Here is a 26,734-nt window from a genome sequence, read left to right as displayed (position 1 = left end):
CGCGGGGCAAGCGCGCGCCTCGTTGGCTCATGACCTCATGACCCGAGCGCGCGCTTCAGCCTTCGGTCTGCGGCGGCGTGAAAAACACCATTTCGACCTGCCTGAGCAGCGCCGGGCCGAACGCCTCGCCGCCGACTTCCGGCGCGATCACCTGCATCAGCACGGGAGAACCGGGCGGCGGGTGCAGGGCGTGCGCCAGCATGCAGAAATACATCGCGGGATGTTCGGCGCGAATGACACCGGCCTCGATCCCTTCCACGATCAGCCGTTCCATGCAGTTGTAAACCGGTTCGAGCAGATGGCGATAGAGCAGCGCGCCACGCTCGCCGGTCTCCGAGGCGTGCAGGGAGATGAAACGCTTGTGTTCCGGATGCTTCACCGCGTGAGTCGCGATGAGCGCAACGGCATCGCACAGCCGGTCCCTGACCGGGCGGGTCGTGTCGAGCGAGATCGCGCGCAGGCATTGCACTGGCTCGGCGAGCGTAGTTTCGAGCGTGTCGATGCACGCGAGCCAGAGCTGCTCCTTCGAGCCGAAATGCACGCGCACGAGGCTCGCGTCGACCTTCGCCGCGCTGGCGATACCGCGCAGGTTGGCGCCGTCGTAGCCGAGATGGGAGAAAGCGTCGATGGCGGCGCTCAGCAGGGCCGCGCGGCCATCGGGCAGATGTTTGGGGCGTCGGCCCCGAGTGGTGGGTGTGGCGGTGGTCATCGTCGGGCAACGTCTTGCGACGGGGGCGTTCGACCTTCGGCCGGTGCGCCCGCTGCCAAAGAATCCGTGCCGCTCGCCGCCGCCGGCGCGCCCGAGGTGCCTCCGGCGTCCGGTTTTGCCGCGCCGGCCGCCGGTTCGGGCGGCACTCCCATCGCGTAAAACAGTAGCGCAGTATCCGACAAACGCGCGCCGGTTGCACGCACCGTCGTCAAATAGGCGTTCCAGTACTGTTGCTCGCGAGCACGTGCCGAGGAGATCGGCAGCGCACCCAGACGCACCCTGGCGGCCGTATCCCGGTAGATCTGCTCGGCCGCCGCGCTGGCGTTATCGGCGTGCAGCAGCGAGGTGTTGTCCGCTTCGAGCGACGCCAGCGTGTCCGCCACGTTCTTGAACGCGGCGAGCACCGTCTGCTTGTATTGGTCGACGGCGGCCTCGTAGGTGGCCTGCGCCGCACGACGCTGTGCCAGCAGCGCGCCGCCATGGAAAATCGGCTGCGTGATCGACGCGGCCACGCTCCACAGCGAGCCAGCGTTGGACATCACCGTGGTCCAGTTGAAGCCGCCTTTACCCATCGACGCACTCAGCGACAGGCTCGGGAACAGCTGCGCCGTGGCCACGCCGACTTCGGCGGACGCCGCCTTGAGCGCCATCTCCGCGGCCTGAATGTCGGGACGCGATTGCAGCAGCGTCGACGGCACCACCACCGGCACCGTGCCCGGCACCTTGAGCTCACCGAGCGGCAGGTCGTCCGGGACCTGATCGGGCGTGCGGCCGAGCAACACGGCCAGCGCGTGCCGTGTGGACTGCCACTGCGCACGCAGCCCCGGCAGCGAGGCGGCAAGCGATTCGGCGTTTTGCGCAGACGCCAGCGCGTCCGAGCGCGACACTGCGCCCAGTGCTTCGCGGCGTGCCATGTCGGTGGCGTCGGCCTGCGCGAGGTCGACGAGCCGTTGCGTGGCGCGGACCTGCGCGCCGAGCACCGACACCCCGATGGCCCCGGAGACGATGTTGGCCGCAAGCGCCTGACGCGCCGATTCCAGCTGAAACGCCTGCTGATCGACTTGCGCGGCCAGCGACGCATTGGCGAAACGCGACGCGCCGAAGAAGTCGAACGTATAGCGCGCCTGGATCTGGCCGACGAACATGTTGTACAGCGCCGTTGGCGGCCCGAGGTTCGGAATGCCGAGGTTGCGCTCGCGTGCCGCTTCGCCGCCGATATCGATGGAGGGGAACAGCGACGAGCCGATCTGCGCCTTCAACTGTTCGCGCGCCGCTTGCAGCGCGTGGTCGGCCGAGGACAGATTGGGGCTGTTGCGCAGGCCCTCGTCGACGAGCGCGTCGAGCTTATCCGACTGGTAGGCGTGCCACCATGCCTTGACGGGGGCCGCGCCCACGGCGAACTGTTGCGAGGCGCCTTGGGCGCTCACCGTCCGCTCGGGCAGGGCCGCCGCGCCGTAGTGCGACGGCGAGGGCATGGCAGGCGGCTTGTCGCCCGGTGTGAACGAGCAGGCGCCGAGCCAGAGCGGAAGGGTCGGCAGAAGCGGCAGAAGCGGCAGATACCGGCGCAAGAAACGCCGGGTAGGGCGCGACGTGGGGCGCAAGGTGGGGCGCAATGTGGAACGCGAGGTCATGAGCGGTCTCCTTGCGGGCTGCCGGATGGCGCGTTGCCTGCGTGCGACGCGCGCTCGTCGTGACGTACGCGGAACGCCGTGGCGTACAACGCCGGCAGGAAAAACACGGTCAGGATAGTGGCGCTGGTAATGCCGCCCATCAGCGCGGTCGCCATCGGACCGAAGAAGTTGCTGCGCAGCAGCGGAATCAGTGCGAGCACGGCGGCCGCCGCGGTCAGCGTGATCGGTCGGAAGCGTCGCACCGTGGCGCTCACAATGGCGTCGAAGCGCGGGTGTCCGGCCGAGACGTCCTGCTCGATCTGATCGACCAGAATCACCGAGTTACGCATGATGATGCCGAACATCGCGATCACCCCGAGCATCGCCACGAAGCCGAACGGCTTGCCGAACAGCAGCAGCGTGGCAACAACGCCGATCATGCCGAGTGGCGCGGTGAGCACCACCAGCATGGTGCGCGCGAAGCTCTGCAACTGAATCATCAGCAGCGTGAGCACGACAATGATCATGATCGGCATTTCCGCGTTGATCGACGACTGGCCCTTGCCGGATTCCTCGACCGACCCGCCGATCTCGATGCGATAGCCGACCGGCAACGCCTTGCGAATGTCGCCGAGCTTCTTGTAGACGGCTTCGGTGACGTCGATCCCCTGCTTGCCCAGGCGCACGTCGGAGCGCACGGTGATGGTCGGCTGACGATCACGCTCCCAGATCACGCCGTATTCGAGCTCGTCGACGACGCGTCCGAGGGTTGCGAGCGGCACGGGGCCGTTCGGTGTCGGCATGGCGAGCGTGGCGAGCCTGGCGGGATCGACCCGCTCGGCTTTGGGCGAGCGCAGCGTGATGGCGATCAGTTTGTCGCGTTCCCGGTACTGACTGATGTCGTAGCCTGTGAGCGTCATGGCGATGAAGTTCGCGATGTCCGACGAGCTTACCCCCAGCGCGCGTGCTTTTTGCTGATCCACTTCGAAGCGCACAGAGCGTTGCGACGGCTCGTCCCAATCGAACTGAACGTCCATGGTGTCGCCGTTCGCGCGCATGACGTCGGCGACCTGCTCGGAGATCTTGCGCACCGTGCCGATGTCGTCGCCGCTCACGCGGAACTGCACCGGGAAGCCGACCGGCGGTCCGTTTTCGAGCCGCGACAAGCGCGTGCGAACCCCCGGCATGGCCTCGCGCAGCTTCGGCTCAAGCCATTGCGCCAGCGCTTCGCGTTCTTCCACCGACTTGGCGGTAATCACGAGTTGCGCGAAGTTCGGCGTCGGCAATTGCTGGTCGAGCGGCAGATAGAAGCGGGGCGCACCGGTACCGACGAAGCTCACCGTGTGGTCGATTTCCTTGCGGCCTTCGAGCAATTTCTCCAGACGCTCCGTCTCGCGCAGCGTCGCCTGATACGACGCGCCTTCCTGCAAGCGCAGATCCACCATCAGTTCGGGGCGATCGGAGCTGGGGAAGAACTGCTGCGGCACCAGCGAGAAACCGGCCATAGCAATGAGGAACAGCACCACGGTGATGGCGAGCACGATGAACTTGCGCTCGATGCACCACGTCAGCCAGCCGCGCAGTCGGTTGTAGAACTTCGTGTCGTAGACCTCGTGTTCGTGGTCGTCGCCATGGTGCGCCTCGCGCGCGCGCTCGGGCAGCATCTTGTAGCCGAGCAGCGGGATGAGCACGACCGCCGCGAACCACGAGGCGAGCAGGGCAATGGCCGACACCTCGAAGATCGAGCGCGTGTACTCGCCGGTGCTCGACTTCGCCAGCGCGATCGGCAAGAAGCCTGAGACGGTCACGAGCGTGCCGGTGAGCATCGGGAAGGCGGTGCTGGTATACGCGAAGGCCGCAGCGCGCTTGCGGTCCCAGCCTTGCGCGAGTTTCACGGCCATCATTTCGACGGCGATGATGGCGTCGTCCACCAGCAGGCCGAGCGCCAGAATCAGCGTGCCGAGCGAGACCTTGTGCAGGCCGATGTCGAAGATGTACATGAATAACGACGTGACGGCGAGCACGACCGGAATCGAAATCACCACCACCATGCCGGTGCGGAATCCGAGCGAGACGAGACTTACGATCAGCACGATCCCGACGGCCTCGGCCACGGCTTCGAGGAAGTCGTCGACCGAATGCGAGACGGACTGCGACATGCTCGCGACTTCCGTGAGCTTCAGGCCGGCGGGCAATTGCGCGCGCAACTCGCCCAGCGTGCTGGCCAGCGCTTTGCCAAGATGGACGACGTCCTGCCCCTTCTGCATGGTGATGCCGATGCCGAGCACGGGTTTGCCGCCGAAGCGCATCTCCGAGACGGGCGGATCGACGTAACCCCGCTTGATCGTGGCGATGTCGCCCAGACGGAAAGTCCGGTTGTTCACCCGGATGAGCGTGTCGGCGAGCTCGTCCACATTGCGGAACTGGCCGCTCGGGCGCACGACCACGCGGTCGTTGGGCGCTTCGATGGTGCCCGCCGGCGAGATCGCATTCTGACCGTTGACCGCTTGTGCGATCTGATTCGGCGAGATGCCGAGCCGGGTGAGCTGCGTGTTGTTGATTTCGACGTAAATGCGCTGATCCTGATCGCCGAAGTAGTCCACCTTCGCCACGCCCGGCACGCGCAGCAACACGGTGCGCAGCGAGTCCGCGTAGTCGCGCAGTTGTGCAGGGCCGAAGCCGTCGCCTTCGAGCGTGAAGATGTGCGTGTAGACGTCGCCGAATTCGTCGTTGAAGAAGGGGCCCTGCACGTCGGGGGGCAGCGTGAAGGCGATATCGCCCACCTTCTTGCGCACCTGATACCACTCTTCGGGCACCTCTTTGGCCGGTGCCGAATCCTTCATCGAGAAGAACAGCAGCGACTCGCCCGGGCGCGAATAGCTGCGCTGGAAGTCGATGCTGGGCATCTCCTGGAGTTTGCGCGCGATGCGATCGGTGACCTGTTCCTGCACCTGCTTGGCGGTCGCGCCCGGCCAGAAAGTTCGGATCACCATCACGCGGAACGTGAACGGGGGGTCTTCCGATTGCGCGAGACGCGAATAGGCCAGAATGCCGAAAATCGTCGCCATCGCGATCAGGAAGATCACGAGCGACCGATGCCGCAATGCCCACGCGGAGAGGTTGAAACGTCCCTCCTCGTGGCGGTAATCCCTGGGGGCGTCGGCTGGTGTGGCAGGTGTGTCGTGGGGCACGGGCGGCTTCCCGTCCTGCGTGCTCATGACGCGAAGTCCTCGGGATGCAGCGGCGCAATCACGCGAACCTTCTCGCCCGCGGTGACGGTGTGCACGCCTTGCCAGACAATGCGCTCGCCGGGCGCAATGCCGCCGGCCACCGTGACCGTGCGCTCGCCGTAGCGAACGATCGTCACGCGGCGCAGGGCCAGCGTGTCGTCCGGTTTGACGACCCACACGGCGGGTTGATTGCCATCATGGAAGAGTGCGGTGGACGGCAGGGTGATGGGGCGGGAGTCGGCAACGGTCGTTGCCGCGCCTGCGCCGGATGCCGCGGCGGGGGCTGATGCTGTCGCCGCCGCCGTCCCGGGCAACGGCTGGGCGAACGCAACGTTCGCGGTCATGCCGAGTTTCACCTCAGGGCCGGGCGAAAGTAGCGAGAGCTTGGCCCGGTACGTGCGACTCAGCGGGTCTGCCGCCGGCGAGATTTCGCGCACGCGCGCCTGCCACGTCTTGCCCGGCATCGCAGGGAGCGAGACAGTCGCCATCTGTCCGACGCGAAACGCGCCGAGGGCGACTTCGGGCACATCCGCAATGACGTCGACGTCGCCCGTCCATGCCAATTGATAGACCGGTTGACCGGCACTGACGTTTTGTCCCGTATCGGCCTGCTCGGCCGTGATGACACCGTCGCGATCGGCTTTCAGATTGCCGTAACTCAACTGATCGCCGGCCAGTGCGGCTTGCTGGCTCGCCTGATTGCGCTGCGCGAGCGCGCTCGCGTAGGCGTTTTCCGATTGTTCGAGCTGCGCGGGCGCAATCAGGTTTTCACGCGCCTGTGCGCGGTCGCGGGTGACAGTTTGCGTCGCGTATTCGAGCTGGTGCTGGGCGGCGTCGAGCTGTGCGCGAGCGCTGGCGGCGTTCTTCGACAGATCCGCCGGGTCGAGCCGGGCAACGACCTGACCCGCCTTGACGGCGTCGCCAAGCCGCACCGAGCGCTCGACAATCTTGCCCGCCACCCGGAACGACAGCGGCGTGGTGTAACGCGCCTCGATCTGTGCGGGGAGCGACGCAATGGGCGTGTGCTCGGCGAGCTGAGCCGCTACGGCCACGACCGGGCGCGGCGGCGTCTCCGGTGGCGCCTTGCGCGAACACGCGGCCAATGTGGCCGCAGCGATGGCGGTGGTGGCGAGCGCCAGCACAAGCCGGCGGCGTGGAGCGGTATCGGGCAGAAAGGACATCATGCGCTCGTGACCCACAAAAGTAGGAATCCGGTAGGAAAAACAACGAGTTGTGACGATTTCGACAGCCGGATCGCGGCACGTTTGTCGGCCCGGCAGGCAATGGCCACCGCGCAATCCGGAAAAAATCTACGGGCGATGATATATGGATTGACGACCTCTCGCAACGGGGTTGCAACGCTCGGCATACCGCCCTGTGACTATCGGTAGGGGCAGGTCATTAGATTGTTGGCGGGGGGCATGAATACCTAACCAACAAATTATTTTGGAGTACGATTCCTGAGTCACATACGTGCAAGCGTACACGCGAATCCAGTGTCGGCGCAGCGTCATATTGCATGCAATCGACAATGTGACGAATGGACGTCAACGCGGCTTCGCGAAGGCTATCCACCTGGACAATTTGTCATTACCGAGGAACGTTGTCGCGCACATCGAGTCGCATTGAGGCCAGTTGCAATGACTGGCGACATCGTAGCGAAGACACCCGGCAGTGCATAACGCGAGCGGCATCGGAATCTCGATGCCGGCGGCAAGCTTTTTTGTGCTCACAGTGCAGCGTGCGCGCAGCGGCTTGACCGAAGTCAAGCGGAGCACACACGGGGATGTCGAATGCCGCAGCAAGTCGGCCGTTCGCGACTATGCTGGATGTATCCGAAGTTTAACGACAGACGTTAACCAGAGACGGATAGCCATGACAACACGAACAGCGTTGGTGACAGGAGGCATGGGAGGTTTGGGCGAGGCGATCAGCATGCGTCTTGCCGATGCCGGGTACCGCGTCGCGGTCACCTGTTCCCCCAATAATCACGATTGCGAAGGCTGGGTCGAGCGTATGCGTGCCACAGGCCGGGACTTTGCGGCCTATCGGGTCGACGTTGCCGATTTGGTCTCTTGCGAGGCGTGCACGAAAGCCGTCGAATCGGACACCGGTCCGGTGGACATTCTTATCAACAACGCGGGGATTACGCGCGACGCGACCATGCGCAAGATGACTGCCGACGACTGGCAGTTGGTATTGCGCACGAATCTGGACAGCGTTTTCAACATGACCCGGCCGGTCGTTGGCGGCATGATCGCGCGCGGTTGGGGACGCATCGTCAACGTTTCGTCGGTCAACGGCAGTCGCGGCGCCTTCGGGCAAGCGAACTACGCCGCGGCGAAGGCGGGCATGCACGGTTTTACGAAGGCGCTCGCGCTTGAAGTCGCCAAATCGGGGGTGACGGTCAACACCATCTCGCCGGGGTATCTCGCCACGAAGATGGTCACGGCCGTGCCGCAAGACGTGCTCGAAGCGCGCATTCTTCCGCAGATTCCGGTCGGTCGGCTGGGCCGCCCTGACGAGGTCGCAGCGCTCGTCGCCTTTCTCGTGTCCGACGACGCAGGTTTCATCACAGGCAGCAACCTCGCCATCAATGGCGGCATGCACATGGAGTAACGCGCAGCGAAAGCGAACCACCTACTTAGGAGATTCACGATGTCAAAGGAAACGAATCCGGCACTCGCGCTAGTCAAGCTCGGCACGGCGAGCGCGCTGGGCGCCTACGGAATTGCGCTCGAAGCCGCGCAACGAACCCATCAGTTGCAAGTCGAGCGCGACGGTGAATTGCTCAAGGCGCATGCCGAAGCGGCCAAGTCGCTGGGCGGCGCCAAGGATTTCAACGGCTTGCTCACCGCACATCTGCAATTGCTCAACGGCCAGCTCGCGCAGCAAAACGAGTTCTGGCGCGAGTGGCTGGCGGTGTGCGCAAACAATCAAATGCTCTGGGCCGAGCATTGCCGCAAGACGGGCGAAGAGTTTCAGCACGGCATGGCCGGTGCGATGACGCTGCCCGATCTGATCGGTGCGGGCACCACCGCGGGCGTTGCGACGCAGGCCGCCGAAGCGCCGTTGCAGAAGTGGTTCCAGGCGTTCAACGAAGCGACGCAAGGCACGATGGATGCATGGCGCCGCATGTCGGCGGAAGCCGCGCAGGCGACCGAGGCAGCCGTCTCGCAGCAGTCGCCGCTCAACGGCCGCGTGCCGCCCAAGCGCGGCGGCCACGCTCAGCGCTCGAGCACGTAAGTTCCGGGCGCGTCGCCCAGCGTTTGCGCGGGCGGCCAGGGGGCGGCAACGGTTTTGCCGCCGCCCTTTGCTGCTGGCGTTGCCTGTGTTCCTTTCGTCAGCAGCCACGCCTGCCACGCGGGCCACCATGAGCTTTGCATTGCGGGCGTTGCGCCGAACCACTCGTCCGGATCGCGATACGCCGAGCCCGCCACGCGCGTGGCAACGCGGTGATGACTGCGCGCGTGTCCCGGCTCGCACACCACCCCCACATTGTGTCCGCCTGAAACGAGGGCGAACGTCAGATCCCCGTGGCAGAGCAAATGCATCTTGTAGACGGAGCGCCACGGCGAAATATGGTCGCGCTCGGTCGCAACGACGAACATCGGCACGCGAATATCCGAGAGCGCGACCGGTTGCGCGCCAACCTTCAGGGCGCCCGTGGCCAGCGCGTTGTTCAGGTACAACTCGCGTAGGCACTGGCTGTGAAGACGGGCGGGAATGCGTGTCGTGTCGGCGTTCCAGACGGTAAAGTCGGTTGTCTGCGCCGGCGTACCGAGCAGATAGTCGTGCATGAGCCTCGAGCCGATCAGATCGCGCGAGTTGAGTAACTGGAAGGTGCCCGCGAGTTGCGCGCCGCTGATGAAGCCCTGTTGCCACATCATCGCTTCGAGATACGCCACCTGACTGGCGTCGATGAACAATCCGAGTTCGCCGGGCTCGCTAAAGTCCGTTTGAGCCGCAAGCAGGGTCACGCTGGCGAGCGCGTTGTCATCTCCGGCATCTCCTTGGGTTCCCTTGTTTCCCGAGTTTGTCCCCTCGGCATGCCCGTTCCGTCGCGCCAGCGTGGCTGCGGCGATGGCGAGCAGCGTGCCGCCGAGGCAATAGCCGCAGGCATGCACGGGCACGTTGCCCGTCAGACGCCGCACCTCGCGCAGCGCCGTCAGCAATCCCGATTCCAGATAGTCGTCGAGCCCACGGTCGCGATCCTGTGGCCCGGGGTTATGCCACGAGATCATGAAGACGCTGTGGCCCTGCGACACCAGATAGCGCACCAGCGAATGCTGCGCCTCCAGATCGAGGATGTAGTACTTCAGCAGCCACGACGGCACGATCAGCACCGGCTCGCGCCAGGTCTGCGCCTGCGCCGGGGCGTATTGCAATAACTCGAAATACGCGTTGCGATAGACGACCTTGCCGGGCGTGGCCGCAATTTCGTGACCGACCCGAAACGCCTTGCACGCCTCGGGGCCTGCACCCGGTGCGTTCCCGCCCGCCATGTCTCGCAGGTCCGACCACCAGCGCTGAGCGCCCTGGACGAGGTTCTGGCCCTGCGTGTCGCGAATCGCGCCCAGCACTTCGGGGTTCAGGCACCACAGGTTGCTCGGGGAGAAGACGTCGAGCCATTGCCGCGCCATGAAGCGCACCACGTCACGATGATGCGGATCGACGCCGGGAATCTCGCCGGTCATCTCGTCGACGAAATCCTGCGTGCGCAGGAATCGCTCGCGCCACCAGGAAAATGGCGGCTTGTCCCATGATGGGTCTCGGAAGCGGCGGTCGGCGTCGCGTGGCTCGCTGGCTTTCGGCGCCCGGTTCGCCGTGGGCTTGTCGATTGCCGTGAACGCCTTGAAGACATTCAGCCGATGGCCAGGCGCCGTGGCCGCATGCATGGCCCAGTCGGCCCACGCGAGGGCAACGGCGGCGGGAGAGACGTTGCCGGTGAAGCGTGCCGTCGTGGCCATGGTCACACGGTCGAGGTGATCGGTGAGTGAGGCGGACGGTAATGTTTGGGGGGCGGCTGATGGGGGCGGTGCCTCGGGCGCTTTCGACGGCGATGCGCGGTCCGTGGCGTCGATGGGAAGCGGTTCGTGTGGTGCCGCCCGGCGCGTTGGCGGACTGGCCGTCTTGGGTGCGCCGCGCGCGCGTGACGCGGTGGAGGTAGTGACTGGCGGCGGGGTCTTCGCCGATGACTTGGATCTGGTTGGCGCGGAAGGCGAGGCGCGGGACGTCTTGTCACTGCGAGCAGGCATGGCGAACTCCGTTCTGACTTGCCGCGAGGCGCGTGAGTGCGCCGCGCGTGGCAATGAGAGGGAAAACGGAAGGGGCGAGGTGCCACGGGCACGTCGCCGTTACGTCAATGCTTCATCGGTCGCACGAGGCGATTCATACGTTTCAAGCGTTTCACGCATCTTGTGCGTTTCGATGAATATAACGCACACCACGTATGAGTATTCTGATCTGCGACAAGTTGCGCACGCTCGTCCGGAGGTTCGCGCTTGAGCGCTTACCGGGCGGGTGAAGGCACCCCGCCGGAGGACGGCAGGGCGGGCACCGCCGGCAGGGACGCACGCTCGCGCACGTGCCAGCTATAGCGTTTGAACGGTTGCTCGCGGCCGGACATCATGAGTGCGATTTCGGTGATCCAGCGTTGCGTCGGCACGCGCTCGCCATGCAGCCACATCACGAGCACGAACAGACTCGCGGCCATCGGCAAGGTCTTGAGATTGGGAGCGTCGTCACCCCGCGTGACCCATGCGAAGGCGGCACATACCGAAAAGCCGACGACACAGCCGGCCACCGACTCCGACACCGAGTGCGCCGACAGGGCCACGCGCGAGACGCCCACGGCCACACTCCCGGCGGCGGCGGCCAGCGTACCGAGCACGCGCCACGGCAACGCCAGTTTTCGCAGCAGTAGCCAGGCGATGACGGGGTAGACCGTCGCAGCAAACATCGTGTGCCCGCTCACGCCGGTGAAGTCGAGCTCGCGCACGCCAACGCCCCAGCCGAGGAACATGACTTTGGAGACGGCAACGACAAGCGAGCCCGCGCCGAACAGCGCGACCCATGCAAAGGCGGCATGCCAGGCGCGCGCCGATAGCAACCAGAGGGTGAGGGCGGCGGCTAATGGCACCGTGACGGCGGCGCTGCCGAAATTGGTAATGGTGATCCAGAAGTTAGACATGAATGTCGAGAGACGGCCCGCTAGCGGGGGGCTGCGGGCGAAAGCGCTATCTTACGCGTGTCGCCGCGACAAGAACAAATTGTCACGCGGCGGTGCGGTCTTACAGCGTCAGACAGCGTTGCCGTGCGCGCGTTCGACGCATCTGCGCATCCCTTCTCACCGGGAGGGACAGCCTCATACCCCCCGAAACTCGAGGGGTGTCGTGCATGGGCAGCCCCGTAGTAGGATGGCCGCGGTGTGACCCCCCGCACACCGCTTCCGGAGTTTTCATGGTTTCACCCTTGGCGCAGCAGGCACAACGAGTGCCGCTGCGCGCACGCAACGACGGCATCGACCTGTTGCGCGGTCTGTCCATTCTGTTTGTGGTGATTCACCACCTCGCCCTCAAATTCCGTCTGCCGCTCGGGCCTAGCCTGCTAGGGGATCTATTGCCCGAGCGCGTCGTCAAGGGTCTGAGCTTTAACGGCTACGAAGCGGTATTCGTGTTCTTCGTGATTTCCGGTTTCGTCATCACGCGCCGCTCGCTGGCGCGTTACGGCTCGCTCGACGCACTGCGCTGGCGCCACTTCTACGCGCAGCGCGCCGCGCGCATCTTCCCGCTATTGCTGCTGTTGCTGGCTGTGCTTTGCGCGATGCATTGGCTGAACGTGCCGACCTTCGTCATCAACAAGCCGGGCCAATCGCTGTCCGGTGCGCTGGCGAGCGCGCTGACCATGACGTTGAATTGGTACGAAGGCCGCACGAACTGGCTGCCCGGCGCATGGGATGGGCTCTGGTCGCTGTCCATCGAGGCGTGCTTTTACCTGGCATTCCCGTTGTTCTGTGTGGTGCTGCGGGGCCCGTGGCGGGTGCTCGCGCTGGTTGCATTGGCGATTTCGCTGCCGTGGACACGGGCCGCCTTGCAGGGCAACGAGATCTGGCAGGAAAAGGCGTACCTGCCGGGTATGGCGGCGATTGCCTGGGGCGTCCTGAGCGCACTGGCCATGCAGCGCATGACGCTGCCGCGCGTTGCCGCACGCGCTCTCGGCGCGTTGGGCGCAGCCGGTCTGCTCTGCGTGGTGTTTTTCGGCGATGTGTTGTGGCCGCTCTTGCACGACCACGTCATGCTCCTGCTGTGCGTGAGCGCCGCGCTCTGGCTAATGGCGGCGCATGGTTCCACGCGCGCCATGCCGCGCGGCGTCGGCTGGCTCACGCAGATGGGGCGCTGGAGCTACGAGATCTATCTGAGTCACATGTTCGTTGTGCTGGCGCTCACGCCGGCGTATCGCGCATTGGCACAGGGCGACAGGCGCTGGACTTTCCTCGTCTACGTGCCGGCGCTGATCGTGTGCGCGCTGATCGGCGGCGCACTGCACCGGCATGTCAGCGCCCCGGCGCGGCGGTACTTCTTGCCCCGCCAGCCTGCAGCGACACCCGCCACAGCGTTGTGATCCCCGACGCTGTCCGTCGACCCGACATGAAATTCCGCGGGCGCGATGGTACATTGCGAGTTCACGTTTTTTGATGAACAGGATGGGTTGTGAGCCATAACGTCGCGAGTGTCGTACCCGAAAGAAATATGCTTTTGGAGATCGTCAAGGCGCAAACCGAAATCGCCAAACTCGGTCTGGATCTTGGCGGGGTGATGACCTTCGTGACCGAGCGAGTACAGGATTTGACGCAAGCCAACGGCGCCGTGGTCGAGTTGGCGGAAGGCGACGACATGGTGTACCGGGCGGCCTCGGGCGTCGCCGCCAATCTGCTGGGCCTGCGACTCTCGCGCGACGGCTCGCTCTCCGGGCAATGTGTGAAGACCGGCGAGATTCTGCGTTGCAACGACTCGGAAAACGATCCCCGCGTCGACCGCGACGCCTGTCGCAAAGTCGGTCTGCGTTCGATGATCGTCACTCCGCTCAAACATCTGGATACGACCGTTGGCGTATTGAAGGTGTTTGCGCCCACGCCCTCGGCGTTCCCCGATGCCGATGTCCACACGCTGGAACTCATGAGCGAGCTGATCGCGGCCGCCATGTTCCACGCCGCGCGTTTCGAGACAAGTCAGCTCTATCTGCAAGCCACGCACGACGCACTCACGGGCTTGCCCAATCGCGCGTTGTTCTACGACCGTCTGCGCCAGGCGGTGCATCTCGCATTGCGTTCGTCGTCGCGGCTGGGCATTCTGAACATCGATATGGACGGGCTCAAGCCCATCAACGACAAGTACGGACACCGCGCGGGCGACGCCGCGATCCGGGCCGCCGCCGAGCGCATGAACGCCACGGCGCGCCGCGCCGACACGGTAGCGCGTGTCGGCGGCGACGAGTTCGGTATGATCCTGTGCGGCATCCGTTCCCGTGAAGACGCCCTGGCCCACAGCGAGCGACTCGCTCAGGAGGTGGGCGCGCCGTTCGAATTCGAAGGCAAGCAGCTCGAATTGGGCGTGAGCGTGGGCGTGGCGATGCTACCCGACGACGGCACCGACATGACGCAGTTGATGGACCACGCCGACGAGGCCATGTACGCCGTCAAGCGCACGCGCCCCGGCACCCGGCGCTGATTCGTCCGATCAACATCAACAGAAGCCTCTGTCCGCACACTGCGTTTGGGAATGTTCCCAAATGGGGGTGTTTTGCCCGCTGTTAGCGCCCTGTTTGGGGGGTTTCCCATAAAGTTTCGCCTTCTCAACCCGTAGACTGCGTCGTTTCCGAGTTTATTTTTCGAACGATGTCTTTCTCCTCAGCTTCCGCCAGGCGCATTCGCGCTGCGCTGGATGGTGTGGCGCGAGGTTTGTCGGGGCGGGGCGTTGGCAGTTTGCGTTGGTCCACCCTGTGGGCCTTGATGTGCTTCACCATGCCGATTTCTGTGATGGCCGGTGCGCCAGTCCCGAGCGATGCCCTGCATCCGCACTCGCGTCTGACACCGTTGCCCGAGTTCTCACACGTTGCGCCCGTCACGGCATGTGTCTCGCCGACCGGCCACGCCCAGTCGGTGATGTTGCAAGCCGCGATACGCGCGTCCCGGATGCTTGTCGTCCCTGTAACGTTTTCCCGTGTGTCGTCGCCGTTCGGCGGGCGTATTCACCCGGTACGAGGGAAGCAGCATTGGCACACCGGTATCGATCTCGTTGCGCCGTCTGGCACGCCGGTGCATGTGGTCGCACAGGGCGTCGTAAAAGCGATCGCCTTCGAGCGCAGAGGGTATGGCCGTTACGTCACGATTTCGCATCCTTACGGCAGCGACACGATCTACGCGCATTTGTCGGCCACGACCCCCGGATTGCGCGTGGGGGACACGGTGTCGGCAGGTGAGCGTATCGGCTCGGTCGGCATGACGGGCACCGCGACGGGGCCGCATCTGCATTTCGAACTTCGCCGTCAGGGCGTTGCGGTGGATCCCACGCCTTTGCTGATTCAAACGGTTCGCGTCGCGCTCGTGAGCACGAAAGCGCTCAACGATTGCTCGCCTGCGCACGACGCGGTGCCCTCCGGTCTGGAACTGGAGCTGGACAAAGCCGGCGTTGCGGATCCATGGAAGTATTCACCGCTCTGAGCGCCGCTCCGATGCGGACCGCCAGGTCCGTGGCGTTCGGCAAATCCGACGTCCAGGAATAAAAGACCCTCTGCACCGGTATTACGGTGAAGGGCGCTCCGAAGTCCCACTGTGGCGACGACCCGGGCAGCGCACGAATCGCGTGAAACCGCGTGGAGGTGTGTCATGACCCGTAACACGGAAGGCAAAGCGGACATCGGAAGCGGCACGGATGCCGATGTCGATACCGGTGCCCGCCCGCTCCCGGAAGGGGGGCCGTCGATGTCGCGCCGCAGGGCGATGTCGTGTCTGGCATGGGCCGGGGCGGGCATCTTGTGGACGCTCGACGGGGGCGTACCACGTGGTCTGTCACTGGGCACGCCGGCCTCGGCGGCGCAAGCATCCTCCGCCAATGCGCTGTCGTTCGTGCAGATCAGCGACAGCCACATCGGCTTCAACAAGGCCCCGAATCCCGATCCCGCGGCCACGCTCCAGTCCGCCATCGAGCGCATTCGCGGGGCGTCCTCGCGCCCTGCGTTCATGCTGCATACGGGCGACGTCAGTCATCTCTCGCGACCAGCAGAATTCGATACGGCGCAGCAGATCGTGAACGGCGCCGGTCTGGAGACCCATTACGTTCCCGGCGAGCATGACGTGATCGGTGACGACGGGCGTGCCTTTTTTGCCCGCTTCGCGCCCGACACCCGCGGGGTGGGCTGGTACAGCTTCGACCACCAGGGCGTGCATTTCGTCGCGCTCGTCAACGTTCTCAATCTCAAGGCGGGCGGCATGGGCTATCTCGGCGACACGCAACTCGCCTGGCTCGCCGCCGATCTCAAGGGGCGCTCCCGCAGCACCCCGCTGGTGGTGTTTACCCATATGCCGCTCTGGTCCGTCTACCCCGCGTGGGGTTGGGGCACCGACGACGGCGATCGCGCGCTGGCGTTGCTGCGTCCGTTCGGTTCGGTGACGGTGCTCAATGGGCACATCCATCAGGTGCTGCAAAAGGTCGAAGGCAACGTGACCTTGCAGACAGCGATGTCGACGGCGTTCCCCCAGCCCGCGCCGGGCGAGGGCCCGGGGCCGGGGCCACTCAAAGTCGAAGCGTCGCAATTGCGGCAGATGCTGGGAATTCGCCGCATCGACTTCACCTCACTCGACGGCGCGCCGTTGCTTCGCGACACCACGTTGGCGTCGTGACGATCGACTCAACGTTCCGGACCCGGGAGCTTTCCTCATGAACTCGCCTTTTTTGAAACCGCATGGCGCGCAACGCCGCGTGCTGCTGGGGTGTCTGGCCGTCGGTGCGCTCGGATGGCTCACCCTCGACAAGCCTGTGCGGGCGGCCGACGCCAGCGCCGTCCATATCGAAAACTTCACGTTCTCGCCCGCGACGCTCACCGTCAAATCCGGCACACGCGTGACGTGGACCAATCGCGACGACGAGCCGCACACGGTGACCAGTTCGTCCAATCCGCGTGCCTTCGCGTCGGGCGCGCTCGACACCGACGGCACGTTCGCGTTCACCTTCGATACACCGGGAACGTATCCGTATTACTGCGCGATTCATCCCCATATGACGGGGGTGATCGTCGTGAAATGATCGTTCGCGAAGGCAGCGACAGGCAGATGTGATTCAATGGGCCCACCGGCGTTGCCCGCGCAACGCCGGTTCGACTCACCCGGGCACTGCGTTGCCCGCTCTCGGGAGATTCCGGTGACCGACGCTGAAAAACCCGGCGCGAAGGCGCCAGGACGGTTCGAAGCACTGGCGCTGCCGCACCTCGATGCAGCGTATAACCTCGCGCGCTGGCTCTCCGGTAGCGCGAGCGACGCCGACGACATCGTTCAGGAAGCCTTCCTTCGCGCGCTGCGATTCTTCGACGGCTTTCGTGGCGAGAACGCACGCGCATGGCTGCTCGCCATCGTACGCAATACGTGGCTGACCGAATGGCGTCGCCGCTCCGATGCGGCGGACGCCACGCCCTTCGACGAGGCCACACACGGTTTGCATGACGAAGTTCGTCTACCGGGATGGGACGACGCCGCGCCCGGCGATCCGGAGTTGCTGGCGGTACGTCGCGACGAGTGTGCGCTGGTGCGCGAGGCGCTCGCCACGTTGCCGGTCGTGTTTCGCGAAGTGCTGGTGTTGCGCGAGATGGAGGATATGAGCTACCGCGAGATCGAAACGATTGTCGGGGTACCGGCGGGCACGGTGATGTCGCGTCTGGCACGCGGCAGACAGATGCTGGCCGCGGCTGTGCGTGCCGCGCAAGACGCCAGAACCTCGGGCGCATCGAACCCATCGCCACAGGCGCCATCTGCGCAAGTCACTCGTCTCACCCGTCTGCCGGCAGACGGCACCACCCGCGGAGGACGCGATGAATAAGCCCGACGATCCCAAAGACCCGACATCCACCGCGTTCACCACGTCCACCACTTCTCCAACGTCGATCACCTCTGACGAAACGGCTTCGGCTGCCGGCGACACTACGACACTGGGCAAGATGCTGCGCGATGGCTCGTTGCATCACAACGCGCCGCAATCGTTGCGTGAGCGTTTGCGTGACGAGTTGGCGCAGGCGGAACGTCATGCTGCTCAAGCCACTCAGCCCTCAGCGGCGACGCACGCCGTCACTACGCCAGCACCGACAGCACCGACAGCACCGACAGCACCGCAAGCAGCCCCCGAGCCCAAGCACGACGCGGCACCCCCAAAAACCGGCAGACCGCCGCGTGCCGCATGGGGACCGAGTCTGGTGCCGTGGCTTTTCGGCGGCGCGGGCGGTGCGATCCTCGGCGGGCTGGCGGTGGCAATGGCGTTGCTGGTGGCGCGCCCGCCTGCACCGCCGCCCGAGCCAGACGTTCAGGCGACCGGTCTGCAACCGCAGGAGATCGTGGCGAGCCACGTGCGCGCGCTGCTCTCGCAACATCCCATCGACGTGATCTCGACCGATCAGCACACCGTCAAACCGTGGTTCAACGGACGCATCGATTACGCGCCCCCGGTCGTCGACCTGTCGGACAAGGGCTTTCCGCTCGCGGGCGGGCGATTGGACTATGTGGGCGGTCGCACGGTGTCCGTACTCGTCTACCACACCGATAAGCATCCGATCGATCTCTACGTGTTTCCGGCGCGTGACAAGGCGTCGGCGGCACCCACGATCACCGGCTCAGACGGTTACGCGATAGCGCGCTGGCGGCGCAATGGCATGACGTACTGGGCGATTACCGACGCCGAAGCGTCGCATCTGCGTGTGTTTGTGGAGGCATTGCAGGCGGCGACCTGATATCGTGACGGCTATTGTCCAGCCGTCTCCGATGGAGTGATTCATGTCGCAAAACCAGCCGTCGAATACCTCGCAGGCCCCCACGAATCCGGCGTGGCAGGCCTCCCAATACGTCAAGTTCGAAGACGAGCGTACGCGTCCCGTGCGCGATCTCGTCGACGCCATTCCGGCGCTTCCCGATCGTGACGCCGCGCGCGTGGTCGATATCGGCTGCGGTCCCGGCAACTCCACCGAAGTGCTCGCCGCACGTTATGCGCAAGCGCAAGTGATCGGGCTCGATAGCTCGCAGGATATGGTCGATGCGGCGCGCAAGCGTCTGCCGCAGTTTCACTTCGACGTGGCCGATATCGGGCGCTGGAAAGACGGTCCGTTCGACGTGATCCTTGCGAATGCGGTGCTGCAATGGCTGCCGGATCACGACACGCTGTATCCGCGTCTGGCGGACTGTCTCGCGCCCGGTGGCTCGCTGGCCGTGCAGACGCCCGACAACCTCGACGAGCCTGCACACCAGGTGATGCGCGAAGTGGCGGCGGACCCGCGTTGGGCCGCAACGCTCAAAGGCACGGAGCGCACCGCGCGACATGGGGCAACGTTCTACTACCCGCTGCTGCGCCAGTCGTGCTCACGCGTGGACATCTGGCGCACCACGTATTACCACCCGCTCGCGGGCGGGGCGCCGGCGGTGGTGGAATGGTTCAAGGGCAGCGCATTGCGCCCGTTCCTCGCGAAACTCGACGACGCGTCGCGCGAGGCTTTCCTGAGCCGTTATACCGAGGAAATCGCCAAGGCTTACCCGGCGCTGGCCGACGGCACGGTATTGCTGCCGTTCCCGCGGCTCTTCGTGGTGGCCACGCGCTGATCGAGCCAGCGTGCCGTGCAGGCGGCACCGGCCACGGCCAGCAGTATGGGCGCGAGGAAATCCTGATTCACGTGAGTGAATTCCAGCGCGAGCACGACAGCCGTGATCGGCATGCGCATCGACACGGCGAGGAAGGCGGTGGCCCCGATCAGGGCTGCCGCACCGAGCGGCACTTCCATCTCCTGCGGCAGCGCACCGTTCCACACACCGCACAGCACAACGGCAAGTAACGCACCGTTGGCCAGTCCCGGCGTGAGCAGACCACCGGCCGCTCCGGCGCGCAGGCTGCTCCACGTGAAAAACACGCGCAGCACGAGCAGCACAAAGGCGAGGCCCGTCACCAACTCGCCGTTGAACGCCAGCGATGCCGGCCCTTTGCCGTTGCCGGGCAACTGCGGGTACCACGCGATGACCAGCCCCAGCAGCATGAAGTTCGCCAGTGCGAAGACCGGAGCGCGCCAGTCGCGCGGCGCCTTTGCCCGGGCGCTTTCCGTCAGACGTGCATACGCCCACGCTGCCACGCCCAGGAGCGGACCGCCTACGAGCGCCCAGCCCACGAGCGGCGCCGTTACGTCGAACGCGGGAATGGTGTACTGCTGCTCTGCGCCCATGCCGATCCACGCGAGCGCTGCCGCAATGGCAGACGTAGCGAACGCGGGCAGCACCGCGCGCCACGCGAACGTGCCGAGCAACACTTCGAGTACGAAGATCGCACCGCCGAGCGGCACGTTGTAGACAGCAGCCAACCCCGCCCCCGCACCGCAGGCGACCGTCAGGCGGCATTGCTCGGTCGACAGCCCGGCGCGACGCGCGAGCTGATCGGCCACCAGTGCACCGAGTTCGCGCGGGGCGACTTCGCGTCCGAGCGGCGAGCCGAGCGCGACCGTCACGATCTGCAACAACGCGTGCGCCAGCGTGCTGCCGACGGGTATGGGGCGGGCGTGTCCGACCGCTTCCTTGATAGAGACGAGCTTCGCGCCGTAGCGATAGACCGCGAACCAGCCCAGCCCCGCGACTACGCCGCACAGCGTGAGCACGGCAAAGCGGCGTTCGGGCGACGCTGCCGAGACACCGCTCAGAAAGCTCTGCGCGCCGAAGACCTGATCCTCGGCGTAACCAAAGGCGAGATGCTGAACGATATGGAGCAGCGCCGCGAGCAGCGTGCCCGCCACGCCCGCGCCAATCCCCGTGAGCACCGTAACGACGGCCAGCGTGACGAGCGGCACGGCATGGACGTCATCCGTGTGGGCGCCCGCCGGTTCGCGTGCGGTCGAGGGGACCGACGCAACCACGGGCAGCGCGCGTGCGGCCGGTGTGGCGGGGGTTTGCGTGACTTGCGTGGTGTTCATGGTGCTGCGCCTTGGCCCGGAAAATGAGGGAATACCCGGAGTGTATGGCGCGGCGCAGCATAAGAGAAATGAATGTTGCGTTGTAATTTATGATTATTTCGTATGTATTTCGATATCGAGATCCGGACCGTCGATCGGCAGATGCAGTTCGGCGCGCAGCCCGCCGCCGGGGCGATTCGAGAGAATGAGCGAGCCGTCGTGCGCCTGGGCGATCGTGCGCGCGATGGCGAGACCCAGCCCGGCACCGTCCGGCCCGGCAGCGCTGGCATGCGCGTGCGCCGGGGTTTGCGGCGGTGCGCCCGTGCGAACGAAGGGCTCGACGACGGCTGACAGTTCCGCTTCCGGAATGCCGGGGCCGCGATCCTCCACGACGATATCGAGATGCGTGCCCTGAGCCGAGAGATGCGCGGAGAGGCGACACCCACCCGCATATCGCAGCGCATTGTCGACGAGGTTCTGCACGCACCGCCGCAGCGTTCGCGGATAGCCGCGCACCGTGCCGCTTGCACTGTGCTCGCGCACCAGCACGTCGCCGCCGGTCTCGCGCGCGTCTTCGGCCACGGCGTGCAATAGCGCTTCGATATCCACGTCGCGCAGCGGCTCGCCGCTGGGCACGCCGCGCACGTGATCGAGCGACGCCGCGATCATCGCTTCCATCTCCATCAGATCCTGACGAAAACGCTCGCGTTGCACCGGGTCGTCGAGCGTTTCGGCGCGTAGTCGCAAGCGCGTAAGCGGCGAGCGCAAGTCATGCGAGACCGACGCGAGGAATGCGGTACGCGCCTGCATCGCTTCGATCAGACGGTGCTGCATGGCGTTGAACGTCTGCGCCGCACGACGCACTTCCACCGGCCCGCTTTCATCGAGCGGCGGGCTATGAATATCGCGTCCGAGCCGCTCGGCGGCGGCCGACATCCGCGCGAGTGGCCGCAGGGCAATGCGCACGGCGATGAAGGCGATCAGCACCACCGCGAGAATCCGCATCAGGTAGATGCGCACGAAGTAATCGGCAAACGCGGCGCCGGGGCGCAAGTCGAGGCCAGCCTGACCGGCGACGACCGCCACGCAGAGCCATTGCCCGTCTTGCAAACGGACGTCGGCGGCCAGATGCGCCGTGGGGGCGTGCGCGCGCAGCAGCGTGGCGAGGGCGAGCGGCTCGCCGGTGTCGTCATAGAGCACGACAGGATGCGCGACGAACGGATGCGCCGGGCCGAGTTGCGCCGTGAGCACGCCGTCGAACAGATCATCGGAGAAGTGCGACATGCGCTGTGCGCGAGCGGGGGCGTCGATGGGACGTACCTCGACACCGCTCGCGCGCAGGCGTTGCATAAGCGCGGCACGCTCTGCGGGCGGGACGACATCGAACAGTTTCACGGCATCGGCGATGCGCGCGCCGCCCGAGCGCACCGGCACCTCGGCCACGCGACCGTAGCGGGCGTCGAACCAGACGGTGCCCGTGACGAGTTGTGTGGCGAGCATGCCGATCACGAGAATCAGCGCAAGACGGCCGGAAAGTGTGCTGGGCCAGCCGAAATAGCGACTGAACCGCCCCACGCGTGTGGCCGCCGTCCTGCTCGCGCGCTGACGCCGCGAGGGCGCGCGATTGGCGTCAGACACTTGAGCTCACCACATCGGCCGCGAGCATATAGCCCTCGTTGCGCACCGTACGAATCAGCGGCGATGGCCGCGCGCGCGTATTGAGATGCGCCCGCAGGCGGCTCACGCAGACGTCGATGGCGCGATCGTTGGCCGCGCCGTGACGGCCGAACGCGCAGTCGAGCAGGAAGTCGCGCGAGAGCGGCCGGTGCGGATGCGTGACGAGCGCCTGCAACGTGCGGTAGTCGGAGCCGCCCAGGGTAATCACGCGACCTTCCGGGGAAATCAGTTGGCGCGCCAGCGTATCGAGCCGCCATCCGTCGAAATCGAAATAGGCGGCTTGAGACGGCGGCGTGGGCTGCGACGACGCGCGCGTTGGCTGTGCGGGCCGAACGCCGTGGCCCTGCGGCGCGGCGCAGACGGGCAACGTCCCGGCGTGCGCACTCCTCGACGGCAGACGCGGGCCGCGTCGCAACACCGCCTTCACGCGCGCGAGCAATTCGCGTGGATCGAACGGCTTCGGCAGGTAATCGTCGGCACCGACTTCGAGGCCGACGATGCGGTCGAGCAGAGTGCTGCGCGACGTGAGCATCACGACCGAGACGTCGCCGCGCGCGTGCAACTGACGACACAGCGAGAGTCCGTCCTCGCCGGGAAGCATCAGATCGAGCACGACCGCATCGGCCGGTTGCGCGGCGAGTTGCGCCCACATCTGCGTGCCGTCGGCGGCGGTTGCGACATCGAAGCCCGACTCGCGCAAATAGTCCGAGAGCAGGTCGCGAATCTGCGGATCGTCGTCGACGACCAGCAGACGGGCAACCGCGCGTGCGGGAGAAGCCGATGAGGAGGAGGGGGCCGACATCACGAGGACATTCCAAAGAACGGCAGTCTACCGGCGAGCGCACACCGCGCGCGCGTCGCGCATATACCGATACACGCCAATACAAACGAATACATATCGAAATTCCATCAACACGAAGCCAACACAACGCAGCGCTACATTTTAATGGAAATGAGAATAGTTCTTGATTCAATGTTGGATGTCATCTTATGCAGATGTTTTTCTCTCGAACGGCGCTCGCTCCGGATCGCCGCAAAGTCCTTCGGGCATCGTTGACCGATATCGTCAGGCGCGCGGTGTGCGGCGTGACGGTTGCCATGTCGGCGGCATTCACCGCGTTGGTGCCCACGACCGCCGCCCACGCAGGCGAGACCGTCACCGATATGGCCGGGCGGCAAGTCACGCTGCCGGATCACGTCGAGCGGATTTTGCTGGGCGAGGGCCGTTTGCTCTACGCCGTTGCGTTGCTCGAAGGCAAGCATCCGCTCGCGCGTATTGTCGGCTGGCAAGGCGAGTTGCAATCGCTCGACCCGCAGACGTGGCAGCAATACGAAAAGATCTTCCCGAAGATCGACACCATTCCGAAGATCGGCCAATCGTCGGAGGCCACCGTCAGCGCCGAGAAGGCGCTCGCGCTCAAGCCTGACCTCGCGATCTTCAGCATCGGCGGGCATGGTCCGGGGCGTCACAACGCCCTCGTCAAGGAATTCGCCGCTGCGGGCGTGCCGGTGATCTTCGTCGACTTTCGTCAGAAGCCGCTCGAGGACACGGTGCCGAGTCTGCGTCTGATGGGCAAGGCAATGCATCGCGAGGCGCAGGCCGACGCCTATATCTCGCTGTACGAGTCGCACCTGAAGGCTGTGCGCGATGCGGTGGCGACGATCCCGGCGAATGCGCGTCCGAAGGTATTCGTGCAGATGCTCGCGGGGGTCTGGCCGGGCTGCTGCCACACGGTCGGCAACGGCAATATCGGCGAATTCGTCGATGCGGCGGGGGGCGTGAACATCGCGCGCGACTTGTTGCCCGGCGTGATCGGCGACCTGAATATCGAACATGTGATCGCGTCGCAGCCAGACGTCTACATCGCCACCGGCACGCGCGGCAACGCGAATCAGTTGCGCATTCATGTCGGTGCCGAGACATCGGCAAAGGACGCTCGCGATTCGCTCGACGCGTTCGTGAAGTCGCCGGGCATCGCGTCGATCAAGGCGGTGCGAGAAGGCCACACGCATGGTCTGTGGCACAACTTCTACGACTCGCCGTACAACATCGTGGCAGTCGAGGCGATGCTGAACTGGTTTTATCCGGGCCGTTTCAGGCAGATCGACGCGAACGCCACGTTTGCCGAGATTCACCAGCGTTTTCTCGCCGTGCCCGATAACGGCACATACTGGGTCGACGGAGACAAGCCGTGAGTCTGGTCACAGAGATGTCTCCGGCGCCTGAGTCCTCGGCGCCCGCCGTACCCACGGCCTCTCCGACGTCCTCGGCACGATTGGCACAAGAGGACGTATTGCATGCGGGGGTCGCGAACGGCTATCGCCAGTTGAATCTGCGCCGCGCCGTGTGGCTCATCGGGCTGGCGGCGCTGATCGTGTTCGCGCTGGCGATGGACTTCACACACGGACCGTCGGCGCTCGGCTGGCGCGACCTGTGGCGCACGCTGGTGTCGCCCGGCACCGCGAGTCCCGACGCGCAAGTCATCGTCTGGCAGATCCGTCTGCCGTATGCACTCATGGCGGTGCTCGTTGGTGGCTCACTGGGCCTGGCGGGCGGCGAAATGCAGACGATCCTCGACAACCCACTCGCGAGTCCGTACACGCTGGGCGTGTCGGCGGCCGCCGCCTTCGGGGCGGCGCTCGCCATTGTGCTGAACCTGCATGTGCCGGGCGTGCCGGACGTGTGGGTCGTGCCCGTCAACGCGTTTATCTTTGCGCTGATCTCGGCACTGGTGCTCGACGGCGTGGCGCGCTGGCGCGGTCTGCCGACTTCGGGCGTGGTGCTCATGGGCATTGCGCTGGTGTTCGTGTTTCACGCGCTCGTGTCGCTGATGCAATTCGTGGCGACGGAAGACGCCTTGCAGGGCCTCGTGTTCTGGACGCTGGGCAGTCTCACGCGCAGCGACTGGACGCAGGTTCGCGTGCTCGGCGCGGTGCTCGCGATCATGGCGGTGTTCGCATGGCGTCAGTCGTGGGCGATGACGGCGCTGCGTCTGGGCGAAGACCGCGCGGCGAGCTTTGGCATTCGCGTCGCCCGGTTACGGCTCATCACGCTCATGCGCGTGTCGCTGCTCTCGGCGCTCACCGTGTCGTTCGTGGGCACCATCGGCTTCGTCGGGCTGGTCGCGCCGCACATTGCGCGCGGCATCTTCGGTGAAGACCATCGCTTCTATCTGCCCGGCTGCGTCATTGTTGGCGCGCTGGTCATGTCGCTCGCCTCGATGGCGTCGAAGACACTGCTGCCCGGCGTCATCATCCCGGTCGGAATCGTGACGGCGCTGGTCGGCATTCCGTTCTTCCTCGTGATCGTCGTGCGCTCTAGCGGGAGGTCGCTGTGAAGTTGCCGATCCAGCAACCGGCCGATGGGCTGAACCGACCCGACAGCGTTGTGCTGTCGGCCACGGGCATCGACGTGACGCTCGGCCGCCGCCACATTCTGCACGGCGTGTCGTTGCCACCGCTGCCTGCCGGGAGCGTGAGCGCGCTGCTCGGCCCGAACGGCTCGGGCAAGTCGACCTTGCTGCGCACGCTGGCTGGCCTTGTCAGCGGCCGCGGCGAAGTGACCTTCGGCGGCGACATCCTTCACCGCTGTACCGGACACGCCCCGGCGCGCGATGTCGTCTATCTGCCGCAAGCGTTGCCTGCGGGCGTGCATCTGCGCGTGCTCGAATCGGTGCTGGCTGCGGGGCATGGGGCGCGTCGAGCCGCACGCGACTCGGTGAGCGCGATGGCGCCCACACCCGCTGTCGTCATGGCGCTGCTCACGCAGTTGGGCATCGAAGCGCTCGCGATGCGCTTTCTCGATGAGCTCTCGGGTGGGCAGCGACAACTGGTCGGTCTGGCGCAGGCGCTGATTCGTGCGCCGCGCATTCTGCTGCTCGACGAACCGCTCTCGGCGCTCGATCTGCATCACCAGTTTCAGGTGATGCGACTGATCGCACGCGAGACGGCGGCTCGTCAGATGATCACCGTCGTGGTCATGCACGACCTGTCGATTGCCATGCGTCACGCGGATGCAGCGGTGATGCTGCGCGATGGGCGCGTGATGGCAGCGGGCGATATCGACGCGGTCGTGACCGCCGATGCCATTGCCCGGGTATTCGACGTGCAGGCCCGGGTCGAGCAGTGCTCGCGCGGCCTGCCGCAACTGATCGTGGACGACGTCGTGACATCCGTCTAGACGCCGTTCGCCCGAGCGACACGGCCCGCCGGTCTTCGCAGTACCCGCACCGGCGCGCCCAGCCACACCGCCACGCCGGCCGTGTCGCCTTTTTCCTCGTTGTCCGAGTCAGTCCGAACGCTCCGGCGGTGTCGCGCACACCCCGGCGCGA

At 65.5% G+C, this 26,734-nt stretch carries 22 protein-coding genes; 13 read left to right on the top strand and 9 right to left on the bottom strand.

From position 1 onward, the window contains the following. Positions 1-55: 55 nt before the first annotated feature. The 4 genes from ACIPHM_RS02240 to ACIPHM_RS02225 are packed head-to-tail and all read right to left on the bottom strand — an operon-like array spanning position 56 to position 6,730. Positions 56-709, bottom strand: coding sequence for a TetR/AcrR family transcriptional regulator (locus tag ACIPHM_RS02240; protein WP_400324117.1), 654 nt, complete (start codon positions 707-709; stop codon positions 56-58). Next, positions 706-2,340 (bottom strand): efflux transporter outer membrane subunit, encoded by a 1,635-nt coding sequence (locus tag ACIPHM_RS02235; RefSeq protein WP_400324116.1) that lies wholly within the window; start codon positions 2,338-2,340, stop codon positions 706-708. Before ACIPHM_RS02235 ends, ACIPHM_RS02240 begins: the two co-directional genes overlap by 4 nt. After that, positions 2,337-5,537, bottom strand: a complete 3,201-nt coding sequence (locus tag ACIPHM_RS02230) for an efflux RND transporter permease subunit (RefSeq protein ID WP_400324115.1) — start codon at positions 5,535-5,537, stop codon at positions 2,337-2,339. The genes ACIPHM_RS02235 and ACIPHM_RS02230 overlap by 4 nt, the downstream gene beginning before the upstream one ends. Further along, positions 5,534-6,730: an efflux RND transporter periplasmic adaptor subunit gene (locus ACIPHM_RS02225; RefSeq protein ID WP_400324321.1), complete on the bottom strand. Its 1,197-nt coding sequence runs from the start codon at positions 6,728-6,730 to the stop codon at positions 5,534-5,536. The genes ACIPHM_RS02230 and ACIPHM_RS02225 overlap by 4 nt, the downstream gene beginning before the upstream one ends. A gap of 694 nt (positions 6,731-7,424) precedes the next feature. Between ACIPHM_RS02225 and phbB the strand changes: the two genes are divergently transcribed. After that, positions 7,425-8,168, top strand: a complete 744-nt coding sequence (gene phbB / locus ACIPHM_RS02220; protein ID WP_400324113.1) for an acetoacetyl-CoA reductase — start codon at positions 7,425-7,427, stop codon at positions 8,166-8,168. 39 nt (positions 8,169-8,207) lie between these two features. Next, the gene (locus tag ACIPHM_RS02215) at positions 8,208-8,795 is read left to right on the top strand and encodes a hypothetical protein (RefSeq protein ID WP_400324112.1); all 588 of its coding nucleotides are present in this window, start codon (positions 8,208-8,210) and stop codon (positions 8,793-8,795) included. Here the strand turns inward: ACIPHM_RS02215 and ACIPHM_RS02210 are convergent. Together ACIPHM_RS02210 and ACIPHM_RS02205 are read right to left on the bottom strand one after the other, a co-directional pair. Then, positions 8,777-10,807, bottom strand: coding sequence for an alpha/beta fold hydrolase (locus ACIPHM_RS02210; protein ID WP_400324111.1), 2,031 nt, complete (start codon positions 10,805-10,807; stop codon positions 8,777-8,779). The two genes, ACIPHM_RS02215 and ACIPHM_RS02210, sit on opposite strands and share 19 nt — an antisense overlap. Before the next feature lie 254 nt (positions 10,808-11,061). After that, a complete protein-coding gene (locus tag ACIPHM_RS02205; RefSeq protein ID WP_400324109.1) occupies positions 11,062-11,742 on the bottom strand; it encodes a phosphatase PAP2 family protein in 681 nt (226 codons plus the stop codon). A gap of 269 nt (positions 11,743-12,011) precedes the next feature. Here ACIPHM_RS02205 and ACIPHM_RS02200 point away from each other — a divergent pair, with 269 nt between their 5' ends. The 8 genes from ACIPHM_RS02200 to tam all read left to right on the top strand — a co-directional run bounded on the left by ACIPHM_RS02200 (position 12,012) and on the right by tam (position 19,398). Continuing rightward, entirely contained in the window at positions 12,012-13,172 is a 1,161-nt protein-coding gene (locus ACIPHM_RS02200; RefSeq protein ID WP_400324108.1) for an acyltransferase family protein, read from the top strand. 128 nt (positions 13,173-13,300) lie between these two features. Next, a complete protein-coding gene (locus tag ACIPHM_RS02195; protein WP_400324106.1) occupies positions 13,301-14,278 on the top strand; it encodes a diguanylate cyclase domain-containing protein in 978 nt (325 codons plus the stop codon). A gap of 293 nt (positions 14,279-14,571) precedes the next feature. Beyond that, positions 14,572-15,270: a M23 family metallopeptidase gene (locus ACIPHM_RS02190; protein WP_400324105.1), complete on the top strand. Its 699-nt coding sequence runs from the start codon at positions 14,572-14,574 to the stop codon at positions 15,268-15,270. A 261-nt stretch (positions 15,271-15,531) separates the two neighbouring features. Further along, positions 15,532-16,449 (top strand): metallophosphoesterase family protein, encoded by a 918-nt coding sequence (locus ACIPHM_RS02185; RefSeq protein ID WP_400324319.1) that lies wholly within the window; start codon positions 15,532-15,534, stop codon positions 16,447-16,449. A gap of 37 nt (positions 16,450-16,486) precedes the next feature. Continuing rightward, positions 16,487-16,852: a cupredoxin family copper-binding protein gene (locus ACIPHM_RS02180; protein ID WP_400324104.1), complete on the top strand. Its 366-nt coding sequence runs from the start codon at positions 16,487-16,489 to the stop codon at positions 16,850-16,852. 114 nt (positions 16,853-16,966) lie between these two features. Continuing rightward, positions 16,967-17,638 carry an RNA polymerase sigma factor gene (locus ACIPHM_RS02175; protein WP_400324102.1) on the top strand — a complete coding sequence of 224 codons (672 nt, stop codon included), beginning with the start codon at positions 16,967-16,969 and terminating at the stop codon, positions 17,636-17,638. Continuing rightward, positions 17,631-18,539 (top strand): anti-sigma factor family protein, encoded by a 909-nt coding sequence (locus ACIPHM_RS02170; RefSeq protein ID WP_400324101.1) that lies wholly within the window; start codon positions 17,631-17,633, stop codon positions 18,537-18,539. Before ACIPHM_RS02175 ends, ACIPHM_RS02170 begins: the two co-directional genes overlap by 8 nt. Positions 18,540-18,582: 43 nt before the next feature. Next, complete coding sequence (tam, locus tag ACIPHM_RS02165) at positions 18,583-19,398, top strand: trans-aconitate 2-methyltransferase (protein WP_400324099.1); 816 nt, start codon at positions 18,583-18,585, stop codon at positions 19,396-19,398. Here the strand turns inward: tam and ACIPHM_RS02160 are convergent. The 3 genes from ACIPHM_RS02160 to ACIPHM_RS02150 form a co-directional block, all read right to left on the bottom strand. Beyond that, positions 19,329-20,747 carry a chloride channel protein gene (locus ACIPHM_RS02160; protein ID WP_400324098.1) on the bottom strand — a complete coding sequence of 473 codons (1,419 nt, stop codon included), beginning with the start codon at positions 20,745-20,747 and terminating at the stop codon, positions 19,329-19,331. The genes tam and ACIPHM_RS02160 overlap by 70 nt on opposite strands. A 93-nt stretch (positions 20,748-20,840) precedes the next feature. Continuing rightward, positions 20,841-22,364 (bottom strand): ATP-binding protein, encoded by a 1,524-nt coding sequence (locus ACIPHM_RS02155; protein ID WP_400324096.1) that lies wholly within the window; start codon positions 22,362-22,364, stop codon positions 20,841-20,843. Beyond that, a complete protein-coding gene (locus ACIPHM_RS02150; RefSeq protein WP_400324093.1) occupies positions 22,357-23,205 on the bottom strand; it encodes a response regulator in 849 nt (282 codons plus the stop codon). The genes ACIPHM_RS02155 and ACIPHM_RS02150 overlap by 8 nt, the downstream gene beginning before the upstream one ends. Before the next feature lie 194 nt (positions 23,206-23,399). On the opposite strand from ACIPHM_RS02150, the gene ACIPHM_RS02145 reads away from it, so the two are divergent. From ACIPHM_RS02145 to ACIPHM_RS02135, 3 genes are read left to right on the top strand one after another with little or no spacing between them, the layout of a single operon-like run. After that, complete coding sequence (locus ACIPHM_RS02145) at positions 23,400-24,599, top strand: ABC transporter substrate-binding protein (RefSeq protein ID WP_400324090.1); 1,200 nt, start codon at positions 23,400-23,402, stop codon at positions 24,597-24,599. A 14-nt stretch (positions 24,600-24,613) separates the two neighbouring features. Beyond that, positions 24,614-25,741, top strand: coding sequence for a FecCD family ABC transporter permease (locus ACIPHM_RS02140; RefSeq protein ID WP_400324317.1), 1,128 nt, complete (start codon positions 24,614-24,616; stop codon positions 25,739-25,741). Between the two features lie 29 nt (positions 25,742-25,770). Further along, the gene (locus ACIPHM_RS02135) at positions 25,771-26,583 is read left to right on the top strand and encodes an ABC transporter ATP-binding protein (RefSeq protein ID WP_400324315.1); all 813 of its coding nucleotides are present in this window, start codon (positions 25,771-25,773) and stop codon (positions 26,581-26,583) included. The last annotated feature ends 151 nt before the right edge of the window (positions 26,584-26,734 follow it).

This window comes from Pandoraea sp. NPDC087047, from assembly GCF_044745225.1.
In the GTDB taxonomy this organism is placed as follows: domain Bacteria; phylum Pseudomonadota; class Gammaproteobacteria; order Burkholderiales; family Burkholderiaceae; genus Pandoraea.
Note: the sequence above shows the minus strand (reverse complement) of the source record. Positions and strands in the feature narration are given on the sequence as shown.